Source organism: Streptococcus infantis (genome assembly GCF_047460825.1).
Lineage (GTDB): Bacteria > Bacillota > Bacilli > Lactobacillales > Streptococcaceae > Streptococcus > Streptococcus infantis_V.
In genome coordinates this window covers 1-17225 of record NZ_JASHFO010000034.1, presented here as the reverse complement: position 1 = coordinate 17225, position 17225 = coordinate 1, and the positions used below count along the sequence as shown (strand labels likewise).

General features: G+C 40.9%; 13 protein-coding genes and 4 pseudogenes. 14 read left to right on the top strand and 3 right to left on the bottom strand.

Going from position 1 to position 17225, the window contains the following annotated elements; all coding sequences use genetic code 11:
* Positions 1 to 120: pseudogene (locus QM911_RS08745) on the top strand (IS630 family transposase); the annotation flags it as partial.
* A 7-nt stretch (positions 121 to 127) separates the two neighbouring features.
* On the opposite strand, the pseudogene QM911_RS08740 reads toward QM911_RS08745, so the two are convergent.
* Positions 128 to 532: pseudogene (locus tag QM911_RS08740) on the bottom strand (phosphotransferase); the annotation flags it as partial.
* A gap of 55 nt (positions 533 to 587) precedes the next feature.
* Here QM911_RS08740 and rlmD point away from each other — a divergent pair.
* The 12 genes from rlmD to whiA all read left to right on the top strand — a co-directional run bounded on the left by rlmD (position 588) and on the right by whiA (position 13030).
* Entirely contained in the window at positions 588 to 1955 is a 1368-nt protein-coding gene (gene rlmD / locus QM911_RS08735; RefSeq protein WP_414313744.1) for a 23S rRNA (uracil(1939)-C(5))-methyltransferase RlmD, read from the top strand.
* 117 nt (positions 1956 to 2072) lie between these two features.
* The gene (gene tpiA / locus QM911_RS08730; RefSeq protein ID WP_414313743.1) at positions 2073 to 2831 is read left to right on the top strand and encodes a triose-phosphate isomerase; all 759 of its coding nucleotides are present in this window, start codon (positions 2073 to 2075) and stop codon (positions 2829 to 2831) included.
* A gap of 124 nt (positions 2832 to 2955) precedes the next feature.
* On the top strand, positions 2956 to 4692 hold the full coding sequence (locus QM911_RS08725) for an ABC transporter ATP-binding protein (RefSeq protein ID WP_414313742.1): 1737 nt from the start codon (positions 2956 to 2958) through the stop codon (positions 4690 to 4692).
* A 10-nt stretch (positions 4693 to 4702) separates the two neighbouring features.
* Positions 4703 to 6484, top strand: coding sequence for an ABC transporter ATP-binding protein (locus QM911_RS08720; protein ID WP_414313741.1), 1782 nt, complete (start codon positions 4703 to 4705; stop codon positions 6482 to 6484).
* A 149-nt stretch (positions 6485 to 6633) separates the two neighbouring features.
* Complete coding sequence (locus tag QM911_RS08715) at positions 6634 to 7152, top strand: Dps family protein (RefSeq protein WP_214262271.1); 519 nt, start codon at positions 6634 to 6636, stop codon at positions 7150 to 7152.
* A gap of 127 nt (positions 7153 to 7279) precedes the next feature.
* A complete protein-coding gene (locus QM911_RS08710; protein WP_049527536.1) occupies positions 7280 to 7786 on the top strand; it encodes a dihydrofolate reductase in 507 nt (168 codons plus the stop codon).
* Between the two features lie 201 nt (positions 7787 to 7987).
* Positions 7988 to 9220 carry an ATP-dependent Clp protease ATP-binding subunit ClpX gene (clpX, locus tag QM911_RS08705; protein WP_414313740.1) on the top strand — a complete coding sequence of 411 codons (1233 nt, stop codon included), beginning with the start codon at positions 7988 to 7990 and terminating at the stop codon, positions 9218 to 9220.
* 8 nt (positions 9221 to 9228) lie between these two features.
* A complete protein-coding gene (gene yihA, locus QM911_RS08700; RefSeq protein WP_049494688.1) occupies positions 9229 to 9816 on the top strand; it encodes a ribosome biogenesis GTP-binding protein YihA/YsxC in 588 nt (195 codons plus the stop codon).
* A 9-nt stretch (positions 9817 to 9825) separates the two neighbouring features.
* A complete protein-coding gene (locus QM911_RS08695; RefSeq protein ID WP_001140424.1) occupies positions 9826 to 10206 on the top strand; it encodes a RidA family protein in 381 nt (126 codons plus the stop codon).
* 51 nt (positions 10207 to 10257) lie between these two features.
* On the top strand, positions 10258 to 11148 hold the full coding sequence (gene rapZ, locus QM911_RS08690) for an RNase adapter RapZ (protein ID WP_414313745.1): 891 nt from the start codon (positions 10258 to 10260) through the stop codon (positions 11146 to 11148).
* The gene (locus QM911_RS08685; RefSeq protein WP_414313739.1) at positions 11145 to 12122 is read left to right on the top strand and encodes a YvcK family protein; all 978 of its coding nucleotides are present in this window, start codon (positions 11145 to 11147) and stop codon (positions 12120 to 12122) included. Before rapZ ends, QM911_RS08685 begins: the two co-directional genes overlap by 4 nt.
* Entirely contained in the window at positions 12119 to 13030 is a 912-nt protein-coding gene (whiA, locus tag QM911_RS08680; protein WP_000011302.1) for a DNA-binding protein WhiA, read from the top strand. Before QM911_RS08685 ends, whiA begins: the two co-directional genes overlap by 4 nt.
* 32 nt (positions 13031 to 13062) lie before the next feature.
* Here whiA and QM911_RS08675 read toward each other — a convergent pair whose 3' ends face one another.
* Complete coding sequence (locus QM911_RS08675) at positions 13063 to 14031, bottom strand: NAD(P)/FAD-dependent oxidoreductase (RefSeq protein ID WP_414313738.1); 969 nt, start codon at positions 14029 to 14031, stop codon at positions 13063 to 13065.
* Positions 14032 to 14289: 258 nt separating this feature from the next.
* On the opposite strand from QM911_RS08675, the pseudogene QM911_RS08670 reads away from it, so the two are divergent.
* Positions 14290 to 14481 (top strand): annotated as a pseudogene (locus QM911_RS08670) (accessory Sec-dependent serine-rich glycoprotein adhesin); the annotation flags it as partial.
* 878 nt (positions 14482 to 15359) lie between these two features.
* Here the strand turns inward: QM911_RS08670 and QM911_RS08665 are convergent.
* Positions 15360 to 17225: pseudogene (locus tag QM911_RS08665) on the bottom strand (hypothetical protein); the annotation flags it as partial.

Here is a 17225-nt window from a genome sequence, read left to right as displayed (position 1 = left end):
TCACCTGAGTACAATCCTATTGAGAAAACATGGGCTCATATCAAAAAGCACCTCAAAAAGGTATTACCAAGTTGTAATACTTTTTTCGAGGCTCTTTTGTCTTATTCTTGTTTCAGTTGACTATAAAGGCTCTTTCTTTATAGGCTTTTAAATGATTTTCTGATGGAAAATTTTGTGGGTTTAAGTTGTGAAGCTTTTTAAGAGCCTCTGCCATTGTTCGGCAGATTTTTTCTGGCTGGTCTAAAAAAGCGAGAGCATCATGACCAATAGCCTCTTTAGTCAGGAGGTAGTCTTTATCTGTAGATAGATAGTGGATGACTGGAGTTCCTATCCCCTCTTGTTCAAACCAACTTGCAATGCTAGCTTCTCGCTCTAATCTTCCCTTTTGATCAATTTTTAAATAGTAACCTGAATCAAGATAGAGAACTCTTGCGCCTGAATGAGAAGAGCTGTCAGATAGTTTTGCCCCCTCTATATAAGTTCGTAATTGCTCAGGAAAATCCAATGAGGAAAAAGATATCTTTGTATTCATGGTTTTATTGTAACATATTCTTAACCATTGAGAAACTACGTGGTATAATAGACTTATGAATCTAAAAGTCAAACAAAAAATTCCATTAAAAATCAAGCGCATGGGGATTAACGGGGAAGGAATCGGATTTTACCAGAAAACCCTCGTTTTTGTTCCAGGAGCCCTCAAGGGAGAAGATATCTATTGTCAGGTGACTTCGGTTAAGCGTAACTACGTTGAGGCTAAGCTGCTTGAGGTCAATAAAAAATCCAAGTTTCGAGTAGTTCCAGACTGTACTATTTATAATGAGTGTGGTGGTTGTCAGATCATGCACCTACATTATGACAAGCAGCTAGAGTTCAAGACAGATCTTCTCCATCAAGCTCTGAAGAAATTTGCACCTGCAGGCTACGAAAACTTTGAAATCAGACCAACTATTGGCATGCAGAAACCAAAATATTATCGGGCTAAACTGCAATTCCAAACGCGAAAGTTTAAAGATCAAGTCAAGGCAGGTTTGTATGCTCAGAATTCCCATTATTTGGTCGAGTTAAAGGACTGTCTTGTTCAAGACAAGGAAACGCAATCTATTGCCAATCGCATTGCTGAACTCTTGACTTACCATCAAATTCCGATTACAGATGAACGGAAAATTCTTGGGGTTCGGACCATCATGGTTCGTCGAGCACGGAAAACTGGGGAAGTCCAGATTATCATTGTGACCAATCGTCAATTGAATCTGACTCAATTTGTGAAAGACCTAGTCAAGGATTATCCTGAAGTAGTGACTGTCGCAGTTAATACCAATACTGCCAAAACTTCTGAGATTTATGGGGATCAGACAGAGATTATTTGGGGGCAGGATAGTATACGTGAGGGTGTTTTAGACTATGAGTTCTCTCTTTCGCCTCGAGCTTTCTATCAGCTCAATCCTGAACAGACGGAAATCCTCTACAGTGAAGCGGTTAAGGCCTTGGACGTGACTGAAGACGACCATCTGATCGATGCCTATTGTGGTGTTGGAACCATTGGTTTTGCCTTTGCTAAGAAAGTCAAAAGCTTGAGAGGGATGGATATTATTCCAGAAGCTATTGAGGATGCCAAAGAAAATGCTAAGCGCATGGGTTATACCAATACTCATTATGAAGCAGGAACTGCAGAAGAAATTATCCCTCGTTGGTACAAGGAAGGCTATCGTGCCGATGCCCTGATTGTAGACCCGCCACGTACAGGTTTAGATGATAAGCTCTTGGATACCATCGTCAAATACGCTCCTGAAAAGATGGTCTATGTTTCCTGCAATGTATCTACCTTGGCGCGTGATTTAGTCCGTTTGGTAGAGGTCTATGACCTGCATTATATCCAGTCTGTTGATATGTTTCCACACACGGCTAGAACAGAAGCAGTGGTCAAATTAACGAGGCGCAAGCCAGCTTCCAAATAGAAATGGCAACTGGAAAGTTTTTGAAAAGAAGACTTCTAGTTACAGAGTAAGATTTGCAAGCTATCTATAAATATGATAAAATAAGTAGAAAATAAAATGAAAAAAGAGGTATGTGAAATGTCACGTAAACCATTTATCGCTGGTAACTGGAAAATGAACAAAAACCCAGAAGAAGCAAAAGCATTCGTTGAAGCTGTAGCATCAAAACTTCCTTCATCAGACCTTGTTGAAGCAGGTATCGCAGCTCCTGCTCTTGACTTGACAACTGTTCTTGCTGCTGCTAAAGGTTCAAGCCTTAAAGTTGCTGCTCAAAACTGCTACTTTGAAAATGCAGGTGCTTTCACTGGTGAAACTAGCCCACAAGTTTTGAAAGAAATCGGTACTGACTACGTTGTTATCGGTCACTCAGAACGTCGTGACTACTTCCACGAAACAGACGAAGACATCAACAAAAAAGCAAAAGCAATCTTTGCTAACGGCATGCTTCCAATCATCTGTTGTGGTGAAAGTCTTGAAACTTACGAAGCTGGTAAAGCAGCAGAATTCGTAGGTGCTCAAGTTTCTGCTGCTCTTGCTGGATTGACTGCAGAACAAGTAGCTTCATCAGTTATCGCTTATGAGCCAATCTGGGCTATCGGTACTGGTAAATCAGCTTCACAAGACGACGCACAAAAAATGTGTAAAGTTGTTCGTGACGTTGTAGCTGCTGACTTCGGTCAAGAAGTTGCTGATAAAGTACGTGTTCAATACGGTGGTTCAGTTAAACCTGAAAACGTTGCTGAATACATGGCTTGTCCAGACGTTGACGGAGCTCTTGTTGGTGGTGCATCACTTGACCCAGAAAGCTTCTTGGCATTGCTTGACTTTGTAAAATAATCTTTAAATATCTGAGACAGACAGTTCCCTCTCTCGAGGTTTTGGCTGCCTGTCTTCTTTTTAGTAAAATGGCGTGCGAAAGCACGCTCTTTTCTGCATTATAGAAGAAAAAGAAAGGAGAATTATGCTTTATATTTGGTCTTATCTCAAACGCTATCCCAAGTGGTTAGTGTTAGACTTTCTCGGGGCGATTTTCTTTGTCATTGTCAATCTAGGTTTACCAACAGTTTTAGCCCGCATGATTGACCAGGGAATCAACCAAGGTGATCAGGATAAACTCTATTTTTGGGCCGTAATCATGTTGGTTATTATCGTCTTGGGAACATTTGGACGGGTTGTTCTGGCTTATGCTGCTAGTAAATTGACCACGAATATGGTTAAGGACATGCGGGATGATGTTTATGCTAAGCTGCAAGAGCATTCTCATCATGAGTACGAGCAAATCGGTGTGTCTTCACTGGTCACTCGTATTACCAGTGATGCCTTTGTCCTCATGCAGTTTGCGGAACAAACGCTTAAGTTGGGTGTTATCACTCCCATGATGATGCTGTCGAGTATTCTCATGATTTTCTTGACGAGTCCTTCACTAGCATGGATTGTAGCTTTTTCCGTTCCTTTTTTAGCTGTTGTTGTCATTTATGTGGCGGTAAAAACGCGCCCCTTATCTGAAAAACAACAAAAAACACTGGACAAGATTAATCAGTATGTCCGTGAAAATTTGATGGGTTTGCGAGTGATTCGTGCCTTTGCTCGTGAAGACTTCCAAGAAAGCCGTTTTGAAGAGAAAAATGCAATCTATGCGGATAATTCCAATCGTTTGTTCAAATTAACTGGTTTGACGGAACCGCTATTTGTGCAAATCATTATCGCTATGATTGTGGCTATCGTTTGGTTTGCCCTTGATCCACTGAAGCATGGAAGTTTGCAGATTGGGGATTTGGTGGCCTTTATCGAGTATAGTTTCCACGCTCTCTTGTCCTTCCTCTTCTTATCAAACCTCTTCACCATGTATCCACGTACTGCTGTATCTAGTGAGCGCTTGAAGGAAATCATGGATATGCCCATTTCTATTGATCCAAACGAGAATGGAGTTCAAAAGACAGAAACTCATGGTTATCTAGAATTTGATAATGTGACCTTTGCCTATCCAGGGGAAACAGAAAGCCCTGTTTTGCATAATATTACCTTTACTGCTAAACCGGGGGAAACCATTGCATTTATCGGCTCAACTGGTTCAGGTAAGTCCACTCTGGTTCAGTTAATTCCTCGATTCTACGATGTTACGTTAGGGAAAATCAAGGTCGATGGTGTTGATGTACGAGATTACCGCCTCAAATCTCTCCGTCAGAAGATTGGATTTATTCCACAAAAGGCCTTGCTTTTTACTGGAACTATCGCAGACAATCTCCGCTATGGGAAAGAGGATGCCAGTCATGAGGACTTGCACCAAGCAGCTGATGTAGCCCAGGCCAAAGACTTTATCGAAAGTCGAGAAGAAGGTTTTGCGACTCATCTGGCTGAAGGGGGAAGCAACCTATCAGGTGGTCAGAAACAACGCTTGTCGATTGCCCGCGCAGTCATCAAGGGGCCAGACATCTACATCTTTGATGATTCCTTCTCAGCCTTGGACTACCGTACAGATGCTATTTTGCGCCGTCGTCTCAAGGAAGTGACGCAAGATGCTACGGTATTGATTGTTGCGCAACGTGTTGGAACTATTATGGATGCTGACCAGATCATTGTCCTTGATAAAGGTGAAATCGTTGGTCGTGGCCGTCATGAAGAATTGATGGAAACCAATGACATCTATCGAGAAATTGCTGAGTCGCAGTTGAAAAATGCGTCTCTGACAGAAGAATAGGAGGTAAAGGATGAAACAACAATCTAGTCTAGCTCGTCTATGGAGCTATTTAAAAGCCTACCGTTTTTCTGTTTTCTTTGCAGTTTTCTTGAAAATAGTTAGCGTCATTATGAGTGTTATCGAGCCATTCGTATTGGGGCTTGCTATCACTGAGTTAACCAGTAACCTCCTTGCCATGGCAAATGGTGTTGCAGGAGCGGGTATCAATACCAGCTATATCGCAGTAATTCTAGTGATCTATCTCTTGCGTGGTCTTCTCTATGAGTTGGGTTCTTACTACTCGAACTACTTTATGACCAATGCGGTGCAGTCTATGATACAGGATTTGCGAAATGAAATGAGTGAAAAAATCAATCGTATTCCTGTGTCCTACTTTGATAAGCATCAGTTTGGAGATTTGTTAGGTCGTTTTACAAGTGATGTTGAAACTGTTTCGAACGCTCTACAACAATCTTTCTTACAGATTGTCAATGCAGTCTTTACCATTCTTTTTGTTATGGGAATGGTCCTCTATCTAAATCTTCAGTTGGCCATCGTTGTCATTTTATCGATTCCGATAACTTATTTTGGGGCTAAAACAATTCTAAATCACTCGCAACCATACTTTAAACAGCAGGCAGCCATTCTAGGACGTATGAATGGGTTTGTGCAGGAAAACCTGACTGGTTTCAATGTTCTTAAACTTTTCGGCCGTGAAGAGAACTCTCAAGAGAGATTTGAAAAGATTACGGATGAATTGCAGCGGGTCGGATTTAAGGCTAGCTTTATTTCAGGTTTGATGATGCCTGCCCTTCATATCGTGTCTGATTTAACTTACTTAATTGTTGCAGTATTAGGTGGTTTGCAGGTTATTGCAGGCCGCTTAACCATCGGTAATATGCAGGCTTTCGTTCAGTATGTGTGGCAGGTCAGTCAACCGATCCAAAATATCACTCAATTAGCGGGACAAATGCAAAGTGCTAAATCTTCGCTTGACCGTGTCTTTGAAGTTTTGGATGAACAAGAAGAAGTCCAAGCTGCTGAAGTGAAAAAACTAGCACCATTGACAGGTCAAGTTAGCTTCAAGAATGTCGATTTCCAATACGTGGAAAACAAACCATTGATTCGCAATTTCAACTTAGATGTTGAACCTGGAGAGATGGTAGCTATCGTTGGGCCTACTGGAGCAGGTAAAACAACCTTGATTAACCTTCTCATGCGTTTTTACGATGTGACAGCTGGTGCCATTTTAGTGGATGGGCAAGATATTCGTGACCTGTCTCGTCAGGACTATCGTCGACAGTTTGGCATGGTCCTACAGGATGCCTGGCTCTATGAAGGCAGTATCAAGGAAAATCTTCGCTTTGGAAATTTGGATGCAACAGATGAGGAAATCGTTGAGGCTGCTAAGGCGGCCAATGTCGACCACTTTATCCGCACCCTTCCTGGTGGATACAATATGGAAATGAACCAAGAGTCAAGTAATATTTCTCTTGGTCAGAAGCAGTTGTTAACTATCGCGCGTGCTCTCTTGGCGGATCCAAAAATCTTAATTTTGGACGAAGCAACCTCATCAGTCGATACTCGTTTAGAGCTCTTGATTCAAAAGGCCATGAAGCGTTTGATGAAGGGAAGAACAAGCTTTGTCATTGCACATCGACTTTCTACGATACAAGAAGCTGATAAGATATTGGTACTTAAAGATGGGCAGATTATCGAACAAGGAAATCATGAAAGTCTTTTAAACGCAAAAGGTTTCTATTATGACCTTTATCAAAGCCAATTTTCGAATAAAAACGGAGAAAATAGCTAGGATAAATAGCCACTCATTTTCTTAAATTATCAGTCAATTACAACTTTTTTAATATGGGTTAATTTTCTTGCTTTTGTCTACTAGGTGTAGTATACTGAGGTAGTAATCAATAAATATGGTTACAAAAATAATATTATGAGGTGAGAAAAATGGTTGAATTGAAAAAAGATGCATTAAAAGATGTAACAACATTATCTAAGACAGCTCCTGAAGCGCTAGTAAAAACAAAGGAAGTCTTGAATCAAGCCGTGGCTGACTTGTACGTAGCGCATATCGCTCTTCATCAAGTTCACTGGTACATGCGTGGACGTGGTTTTATGGTATGGCATCCTAAGATGGATGAATACATGGATAGCCTTGATGGTTACCTTGATGAAATCAGCGAACGCTTGATCACTCTTGGTGGCAAACCTTACTCTACTTTGACAGAATTCCTTCAACACAGTGAAATCGAAGAAGGAGCTGGAGAGTTCCGTAACGTAGAAGAAAGTTTGGAACGTGTCCTTGAAATTTATCGTTACCTTATCACTCTTTTCCAAAAAGCATTGGATGTAACAGATGAAGAAGGTGATGATGTAACCAATGATATCTTCGTTGGTGCTAAAGCTGACCTTGAAAAAACAGTCTGGATGCTTGCAGCAGAATTAGGACAAGCACCTGGTTTGTAAGATACTGTATTTTTCTAAAAATCCGTAGAAGTTTTCTACGGATTTTTTCTATTCAGGAGGGCATTCCAAAACAGTCTTTTTTGAAGATTTTTGATAAAATAGAACTATCAATGAAAAGGATGAAAGCATGACAAAGAAAATCGTAGCCATTTGGGCTCAAGATGAAAAGGGTGTAATCGGGAAAGAGGATCGTTTACCTTGGCATTTGCCAGCAGAGTTAAAACATTTTAAAGAAACAACCTTGAATCATGCCATTTTAATGGGTCGTGTAACCTTTGATGGGATGGGTCGACGATTGCTTCCAGGACGTGAAACCTTGATTTTGACGCGTAATCCCGAAGAAACAATCGATGGTGCTCTGGTCTTCCAAAATGTTGAGGATGTTTTAGACTGGTATCATCATCAGGATAAAAATCTATACATCCTTGGTGGCAAGCAAATTTTTCAGCTTTTTGAACCTTTCTTAGATGAGCTTATTGTGACACAAATTCATGCTCAAGTTGAAGGGGATACCTATTTCCCAGAAGATTTTGACTTGACTGCTTTTGAAACTATTACAAGTAAATCTTATAGCAAAGATGAAAAAAATGCCTATGATTTTACCATCGAATATAGAAAGAGAAAGGAAGTCTAATGGAGCGCAGTATTTTTGGATTTTTTACAGCTCTTTTGTGTGCTGTCTGTCTAGTAGCTGGAACACACGCTTTTCGTAAAAAGCGCTTTGGACTTGCTACTCTGCTTTGGCTTAATGCTTTTACAAACTTGGTGAATAGCATTCATGCTTTTTATATGACCTTATTTTAGATAGAAAGAATAGTTAGAACGGAAGGGAATCATGCCTACAAATAGGAAAAATGATATGATGGTTTATTGCTCATTTTGTGGCAAAAGCCAAGAAGAAGTTAAAAAAATAATCGCTGGGAACAATGCCTTTATCTGTAATGAATGTGTAGAGTTAGCCCAGGAAATTATTCGTGAGGAGTTGGCTGAGGAAGTTTTGGCGGACTTGTCTGAGGTACCAAAACCAATCGAACTCTTAAACATCTTGAACCACTATGTGATTGGTCAAGATCGTGCTAAACGTGCTCTGGCAGTGGCTGTTTATAACCACTACAAACGCATCAATTTCCATGACACTCGTGAAGATAGTGAAGATGTTGATTTACAAAAGTCAAACATTCTAATGATTGGCCCAACTGGTTCAGGGAAGACTTTCCTTGCTCAAACTCTTGCTAGAAGTTTGAATGTACCATTTGCTATAGCGGATGCAACAGCTCTTACTGAAGCTGGTTATGTGGGTGAGGACGTTGAAAATATCCTCCTCAAACTCTTGCAGGCAGCTGATTTTAACATTGAACGAGCAGAGCGTGGCATTATCTACGTCGATGAGATTGATAAGATTGCTAAGAAGAGCGAGAATGTTTCTATTACACGTGATGTTTCTGGTGAAGGTGTGCAACAAGCCCTCCTTAAGATTATCGAAGGTACAGTAGCAAGTGTTCCTCCACAAGGTGGACGCAAACATCCACAACAAGAAATGATTCAAGTAGATACCAAGAATATCCTCTTCATCGTGGGTGGTGCCTTTGATGGAATCGAAGAAATTGTCAAACAGCGTCTTGGTGAAAAAGTTATTGGTTTCGGACAAAATAACAAGGCCATTGATGAAAATAGCTCTTACATGCAAGAAATCATTGCAGAAGATATTCAGAAATTCGGTATTATTCCTGAATTAATTGGACGCTTGCCTGTCTTTGCAGCCTTGGAGCAGTTGACAGTAGATGACTTGGTTCGCATTTTGAAAGAGCCAAGAAATGCCTTGGTTAAACAATACCAGACCTTGCTTTCATATGACGATGTAGAGCTTGAATTTGACGATGATGCTCTCCAAGAGATTGCTAACAAAGCTATTGAACGTAAGACTGGTGCGCGTGGTCTTCGATCAATCATCGAAGAAACCATGCTAGATGTTATGTTTGAAGTTCCAAGTCAAGAAAATGTGAAAACTGTTCGTATCACAAAAGAAGCAGTTGATGGAACAGCTAAGCCAATCTTAGAGACAGCCTAGAGGTGACTATGGAAATCAATACACACAATGCTGAGATTTTACTGAGTGCTGCCAACAAGTCCCACTATCCGCAGGATGAACTTCCTGAAATTGCTCTTGCAGGACGCTCAAATGTTGGTAAATCGAGCTTTATCAATACCATGCTTAATCGTAAAAATCTAGCTCGTACCTCTGGAAAACCAGGGAAAACACAACTACTTAATTTCTTTAATATTGATGATAAGATGCGTTTTGTAGATGTGCCTGGTTATGGTTATGCCCGTGTGTCTAAAAAGGAACGCGAAAAATGGGGACGCATGATTGAGGAGTACTTAACCACTCGAGAAAATCTTCGAGCAGTGGTTAGTCTCGTTGACCTTCGTCATGATCCGTCAGCAGATGATGTACAGATGTACGAATTTCTTAAGTATTATGAGATTCCTGTCATCATTGTGGCGACCAAGGCAGACAAGATTCCGCGCGGTAAATGGAACAAGCACGAATCAGCTATTAAAAAGAAATTAAACTTTGATCCAAGTGATGACTTTATCCTCTTTTCATCCGTAACAAAAGCAGGAATGGACCAGGCTTGGGATGCTATTTTAGAAAAATTGTGAGGAATACATATGGCAAAAACAATTCATACAGATAAAGCTCCAAAGGCAATCGGACCTTATGTTCAAGGAAAAATCGTTGGGAACCTTTTGTTTGCTAGCGGTCAAGTTCCTTTATCTCCTGAAACTGGAGAAATCGTAGGAGAAACGATTCAAGAACAGACTGAACAAGTTTTGAAAAACATTGGAGCTATTTTGGCAGAAGCAGGTACAGATTTTGACCATGTTGTTAAAACGACTTGTTTCTTGAGTGATATGAACGACTTCGTACCTTTCAATGAGGTATACCAAACAGCCTTTAATAAGGAATTTCCAGCTCGTTCAGCTGTAGAAGTAGCTCGTCTTCCTCGCGATGTAAAAGTCGAAATTGAAGTCATCGCTGAGATTGGATAAGCGAGTTGAAGTTTGGTTCTTCCAAACTTCTTTTGATATAAGGAGACTATGATGACTATGAAACAACTTCACCTGGTGATTGTAACAGGGATGAGTGGTGCAGGGAAAACTGTAGCCATTCAATCCTTTGAAGATTTAGGATATTTTACGATTGATAATATGCCACCAGCTCTATTGCCAAAATTTTTGCAGTTGGTAGAGACCAAGGATGACGACCACAAGTTAGCCCTAGTGGTGGATATGCGAAGCCGCTCTTTCTTCTCAGAGATTCAGGCTGTCTTGGATGAATTGGAAAGCCAAGATGATTTGGACTTCAAGATTCTCTTTTTGGATGCTGCTGATAAGGAATTGGTGGCACGTTATAAGGAAACTAGAAGAAGTCACCCTCTTGCAGCAGATGGTCGTATTTTGGACGGTATCAAGCTGGAACGCGAACTCTTAGCTCCATTAAAAAATATGAGCCAAAATGTGGTTGACACAACAGAGTTAACTCCTCGTGAACTTCGCAAGACTATTGCAGAGCAATTTTCGGACCAAGAACAAACGCAGTCTTTCCGTATTGAGGTCATGTCTTTTGGCTTTAAATACGGCATTCCGATAGATGCCGATTTGGTATTTGATGTTCGTTTCTTGCCAAACCCTTACTATCTGCCAGAACTTCGCAATCAGACAGGTGAAGACCAGGCAGTTTATGACTATGTCATGAATCATAAGGAATCTGAAGATTTCTACCGTCATTTGTTAGCCTTAGTTGAACCAATCCTACCAGGCTATAAAAAAGAAGGCAAATCAGTCTTAACTATTGCGATTGGTTGTACTGGTGGCCAACACCGAAGTGTTGCTTTTGCCAAGCGTTTAGCAAATGACCTATCTAAAAGTTGGCCAGTAAATGAAAGTCATCGTGATAAAGACCGAAGAAAGGAAACGGTAAACCGTTCATGAGAAAACCAAAAATTACGGTGATTGGTGGAGGGACTGGTATTCCTGTTATCCTAAAAAGTTTACGGGAAAAAGATGTTGATATTGCTGCTATTGTAACAGTAGCAGATGATGGTGGTTCTTCAGGTGAATTGCGTAAAAACATTCAGCAGTTAACACCACCAGGTGATTTGCGTAATGTCCTTGTAGCCATGTCAGATATGCCAAAATTCTATGAAAAGGTCTTTCAATACCGTTTTTCAGAGGATGCTGGTGCTTTTGCTGGTCATCCATTAGGAAACATTATCATAGCTGGATTATCTGAAATGCAGGGTTCGACCTATAATGCCATGCAGTTGCTGAGTAAATTCTTCCATACTACAGGGAAGATTTTCCCATCAAGTGACCATCCTTTGACACTCCATGCTGTCTTTAAAGATGGATCAGAAGTTGCTGGGGAAAGTCACATTGCAGATCATCCAGGCATGATTGACCATGTCTATGTTACCAATACTCTGGATGATGAAAAGCCACAGGCAAGTCGCCGAGTTGTCAATACGATTCTTGAGAGTGATATGATTGTTTTGGGACCGGGATCGCTCTTTACATCCATCTTACCAAATATTGTTATTGAAGAAATTGGTCAGGCTCTTCTAGAGACTAAGGCGGAGATTGCCTATGTCTGTAACATCATGACCCAACGTGGTGAGACTGAGCATTTTACAGATAGTGATCATGTGGAAGTCTTGCATCGTCATCTTGGTCGCTCCTTTATTGATACCGTACTTGTTAATATCGAAAAGGTTCCAAGAGACTATATGGACACCAACCGTTTCGATGAGTATCTAGTTCAGGTTGAGCATGATTTTGAAGGCTTACGTAAGCAAGTCCCCCGTGTCATTTCATCCAACTTCCTACGTTTGGAAAATGGTGGTGCCTTCCATGATGGGGATTTAATCGTGGATGAATTAATGCGCATCATACAGGTGAGAAAATGAGTTTCACAGTAGCAGTAAAAGAAGAAATCCTAGGTCAACACCACCTGAGTCGCTATGAGTTATCAGCCATTATTAAGATGTCTGGAAGCGTAGGTTTGTCTAGTTCTGGCTTGACCTTATCCGTTGTTACAGAGAGTGCCAAGCTTGCCCGCCATCTCTATGAATCGTTCTTACACTTTTATGGTATTAAGTCGGAGATTCGTCATCATCAGAGAAGCAATCTTCGTAAAAATCGGGTCTATACTGTGTTTACAGATGAGCAAGTCCAAGAACTTTTAGCGGATTTGCGTCTGGCTGATTCTTTCTTTGGTCTGGAGACGGGAATTGATCCAGATATTTTAGGAGATGAAGAAGCAGGTCGTGCCTATCTCTGTGGTGCTTTTTTAGCAAACGGGAGTATTCGAGATCCCGAGTCAGGCAAGTATCAGCTGGAAATTAGTTCAGTTTATCTAGATCATGCCCAAGGGATCGCTTCGCTCTTACAGCAGTTCTTGTTAGATGCCAAGGTGATTGAACGAAAAAAAGGTGCAGTGACCTATCTCCAGCGAGCAGAAGATATTATGGATTTCCTGATTTTAGTAGGAGCTATGCAGGCACGTGATACTTTTGAAGGTGTTAAGATTCTCCGAGAAACTCGAAATGACCTCAATCGTGCCAATAATGCAGAGACAGCTAATATTGCTCGTACGGTTTCAGCGAGTATGAAAACCATCAACAATATCAGTAAAATCAAAGATAGAATTGGTTTGGATAATCTGCCAGCAGACTTGCAGGAAGTTGCCCGTCTGCGTATCCAGCATCCAGACTATTCTATTCAAAAGTTGGCAGATAGTCTGACCAATCCCTTAACCAAAAGTGGTGTCAATCATCGCCTGAGAAAGATCAACAAAATCGCAGAGGAATTATAAAACCACGAATCATCGAATTCGTGGTTCTTTTCTTATAGACTTGTAGAGTGTTTTGGTTGTACTTTTTGTTCTGGGTCAATGTAGTTAATGGCATTGTTGACAGCAGTTGGTGCTTCACCAAGACCTGTTGCAATCAAGTCAATCTTACCTTCGTAGTAGCAGCAGTCTCCGATAGCATAAATTCCAGCTTGGCTTGACTCTTGCTTGCTATTGACGATAATCTTGTGGCGGTTCAGTTCTAATCCCCATTTTTTAAGATTACCGACAGAAGATTTAAAGCCATAGTTGACAAAGAGGTGGTCCAATTCAATGGTTTCGGTTTCATCGGATTTGACTTTTGTGATTGCAAGCTTGTCAAGAGTTTGGCCGTCACCAAGAAGTTGACTCGGCACAAATGGTGTTTTGATAGTTACAGAAGACTCTTGCAAGGCTTGTACGCTATGCTCAAGTGCACGGAAGTTATCGCGACGGTGAACAAGTGTAGTTGGAGCAATCTTTTCAAAAGCTAAAGCCCAGTCAACGGCTGAGTCACCACCACCCAGGATGGTTACCTTCTGACCAGCATATTGTTGAATATTAGAAACGTGGTAGTGGATATTGTCATAGCCTTCAACACCTTCTAATTCGAGTTGACGTGGTTTAAAAGCACCACCTCCCATAGCAATAATAACGGTTTTAGAAGTATGATTTCCCTTATTAGTTGTAATCTTAAAAACATCATCCTCTTTTTCAATCTCAAGAACAGTTTCATTGAGGTGAACAGGTGTCTCAAACCCTTCAAGTTGTTCCAAAAGGCGGTTAGTCAATTCTTCCCCTGTGAGGTTTGGAAAACCTGGAACATCGAGAATTTGTTTTTCAGGATATAGGATGGCAGGTTGACCACCTAGTTGAGGAAGAGAATCGATGATTTGTACTTTGGCTTGACGAAGGTGAGCATAAAAGGCTGCGAAAAGACCGACAGGTCCACCTCCTACAATGGTAATATCATATAGTTCAGACATGGTTTCTCCTTAATTTATTTTTATTTTTTTTAATTTTATCATATTTTTAGCTACATTTTTATAAAAATGTTTGGACAAGAGGGGATAAAGTGTGATATAATAAACTGTCGTAAAAGAACAAATTTGTTGGAATGTTTTAAAAATGGCATCGATTGATTTATTCAACAGGGAGAAAAGTTCTATATGGAACTTCAATTTAATTTTTAACGATTCTGGGGATTTGTTTTTTATAAAAAACGAACTAAAGGAGAAAAGAATATGTTTTTCAGACATCAAGAAGGACGATATAGAGAAACTGATCGTGTTACCCGATATAAGTTGGTTAAATCGGGGAAACATTGGTTGCGTGCCTCAACATCACAATTTGGCTTGTTTAAAGTTCTTCGTGGTGGTATTGATACAGCCCAAGTTACAACTGAAGTTGTAGAAGATCGTGTATCTACCTCCCTAACTGGGCTAGATATCCTCAAGGGGATAGCTGCTGCAGGAACGTTAATAGGTGGAGGGATTGCAACTCAATCTCATGTCTATGCCAATGAACAAGTCGCTGTAGAGAAGGTGGTTGATGGAACTGACACCCTAGTCAATTCTGATCAGGTTGTTTTAGGGACTGTTGATAAAGATGGTGAACAACAAGCTTCTGTTTCAACATCTACTTCTATTAGTGAGAGTGTTTCAACATCCGCATCAACAAGTGAATCTGAGTCAGTAAGCGTCTCAACATCTACAAGTGCTTCAGTATCAGCTTCTACAAGTGCTTCAGTATCAGCAAGTGCATCTGAGTCAGTAAGCGTCTCAACATCTACTAGTGTATCAGCTTCTACAAGTGTTCCAGTATCAGCAAGTTCAACAGTACGTAGTTATCAGGCTGCAAATGTGGAAACAGCCCCAACGGAGAATCAAGCGGAAACTGGCAGAAATAATGACCAGCAAACGGATGCTCAGAAGGAAACTGTTACTCCAAGCTTGGATGGTAAAGTAGCGCTTGCTAATGCTATTTCTAAAGTTGAAGATGTAAACTTTAAACACGGAGATGTGACGACTACAGCTACGACAGCTATTGCTGCTGCAGTAGACTCGGGAGCGACAGCTAAAAAGGCGGAAGAAGAACGCAAAAAACTCGCTAAACTTTCAGCTGAAATGGGTGAGTATCTTGCAAAAGCCGTAGATTTACCAGGTACGGACTCTGCAATTCTTAAAGTTCAAACTGCAATCTCTGAAATTGAAGATGCGTTGAAGGATCCAAATGCAGACCTTGCTGGAGTTGTTAAAACAGCAACATCAGCCCGCAATTCAATTGTCAATGCTGTTACAAGAGCAAGCTCTGGTCAGCGTGATATCCGTAACGGCCAAGCAATCCTAACAGGAGTAGCTTTAAGAGGAACTGTTAGTGGATCAAATTCTACAGTATCCGAATCAGTTTCAACAAGTATTTCGACTTCCGAAAGTACACTTGCTTCACATTGTGGAATATGTGAGTCAGTAAAAGCAAAAAGAAGTGCATCAACTTCTTTATCATCATCAGCTAGCGCAAGTACGTCAGCTTCAGAAAGTACGTCAGCTTCAGAAAGTACACTTGTTTCAGCGTATGAATCGTTAAGAGCAAAAAGCACATCAGCATCTGCAAGTGTAAGTACATCAGCTTCAGAAAGTACACTTATTTCAGCGTGTGAATCATTAAGTGAAAAAAGCACATCGGCTTCAGCAAGCACATCATTAACAAGTGCCTCAGAATTAGAAAGTGCATCTAAGTCTACATCAATAAGTACCTCAGAATTAGAAAGCGCGTCTAAGTCAGCATCAAAAAGCACCTCAGAATTAGCAAGCGCATCTAAGTCCACATCAATAAGTGCCTCAGAATTAGAAAGTGCATCTAAGTCCACGTCAATAAGTGCCTCAGAATTAGAAAGTACATCTAAGTCAGCCTCAACAAGTACATTAGTATCAGAATCTGCATCAACAAGTACATCAGTATCAGAATCTGCATCAACAAGTATAAGTGCATCGACTTCAGAAAGTACACTTGTTTCAGCGTGTGAATCATTAATTATAAAAAGTACATCGGTTTCAGAAAGTACATCATTAACAAGTGCTTCAAAATTAGAAAGCGCGTCTAAGTCAGCTTCAACAAGCGCTTCAGAATTAGCAAGCGCGTCTAAGTCAGCCTCAACAAGTGCTTCAAAATTAGAAAGCGCGTCTAAGTCAGCATCAACAAGTGCTTCAGAATTAGAAAGTGCCTCTAAGTCAGCCTCAACAAGCACCTCAGAATTAGCAAGCGCGTCTAAGTCAGCATCAACAAGTGCTTCAAAATTAGAAAGTGCGTCTAAGTCAGCATCAACAAGTGCTTCAGAATTAGAAAGTGCCTCTAAGTCAGCCTCAACAAGCACCTCAGAATTAGCAAGCGCATCTAAGTCAGCCTCAACAAGCACCTCAGAATTAGCAAGCGCATCTAAGTCAGCTTCAACGAATGTGTCAGAATCTGAATCAAGAAGTGCATCTAAGTCAGCATCAACGAGCGTATCAGAATCTGAATCAAGAAGTTCATCTAAGTCAGCATCAATGAGCGTATCAGAATCTGAATCAAGAAGTTCATCTAAGTCAGCTTCAACAAGCGCATCAGAATCTGCATCAACAAGTGCATCTAAGTCAGCTTCAACAAGCGCATCAGAATCTGCATCAACAAGTGCATCTAAGTCAGCATCAACAAGCGCATCAGAATCTGCATCAACAAGTGCATCTAAGTCAGCATCAACAAGCGCATCAGAATCTGCATCAACAAGTGCATCTAAGTCAGCTTCTGAATCAACATCAGCTTCAGCAAGCACATCAGCTTCAGCAAGCACATCGGCTTCAGAATCAAGATCAACTTCTGAATCAACATCAGCTTCAGCAAGCACGTCAGCTTCAGCAAGCACGTCAGCATCAGCAAGCACATCAGCTTCAGTAAGCACATCAGCTTCAGCAAGCACATCGGCTTCAGAATCAAGATCAACTTCTGAATCAACATCAGCTTCAGCAAGCACGTCAGCTTCAGCAAGTACATCGGCTTCAGCAAGCACATCAGCTTCAGCAAGCACATCAGCTTCTGAATCAACATCAGCTTCAGCAAGCACATCAGCTTCAGCAAGCACATCAGCTTCAGCAAGCACATCAGCTTCAGCAAGCACATCAGCTTCAGCAAGCACATCAGCTTC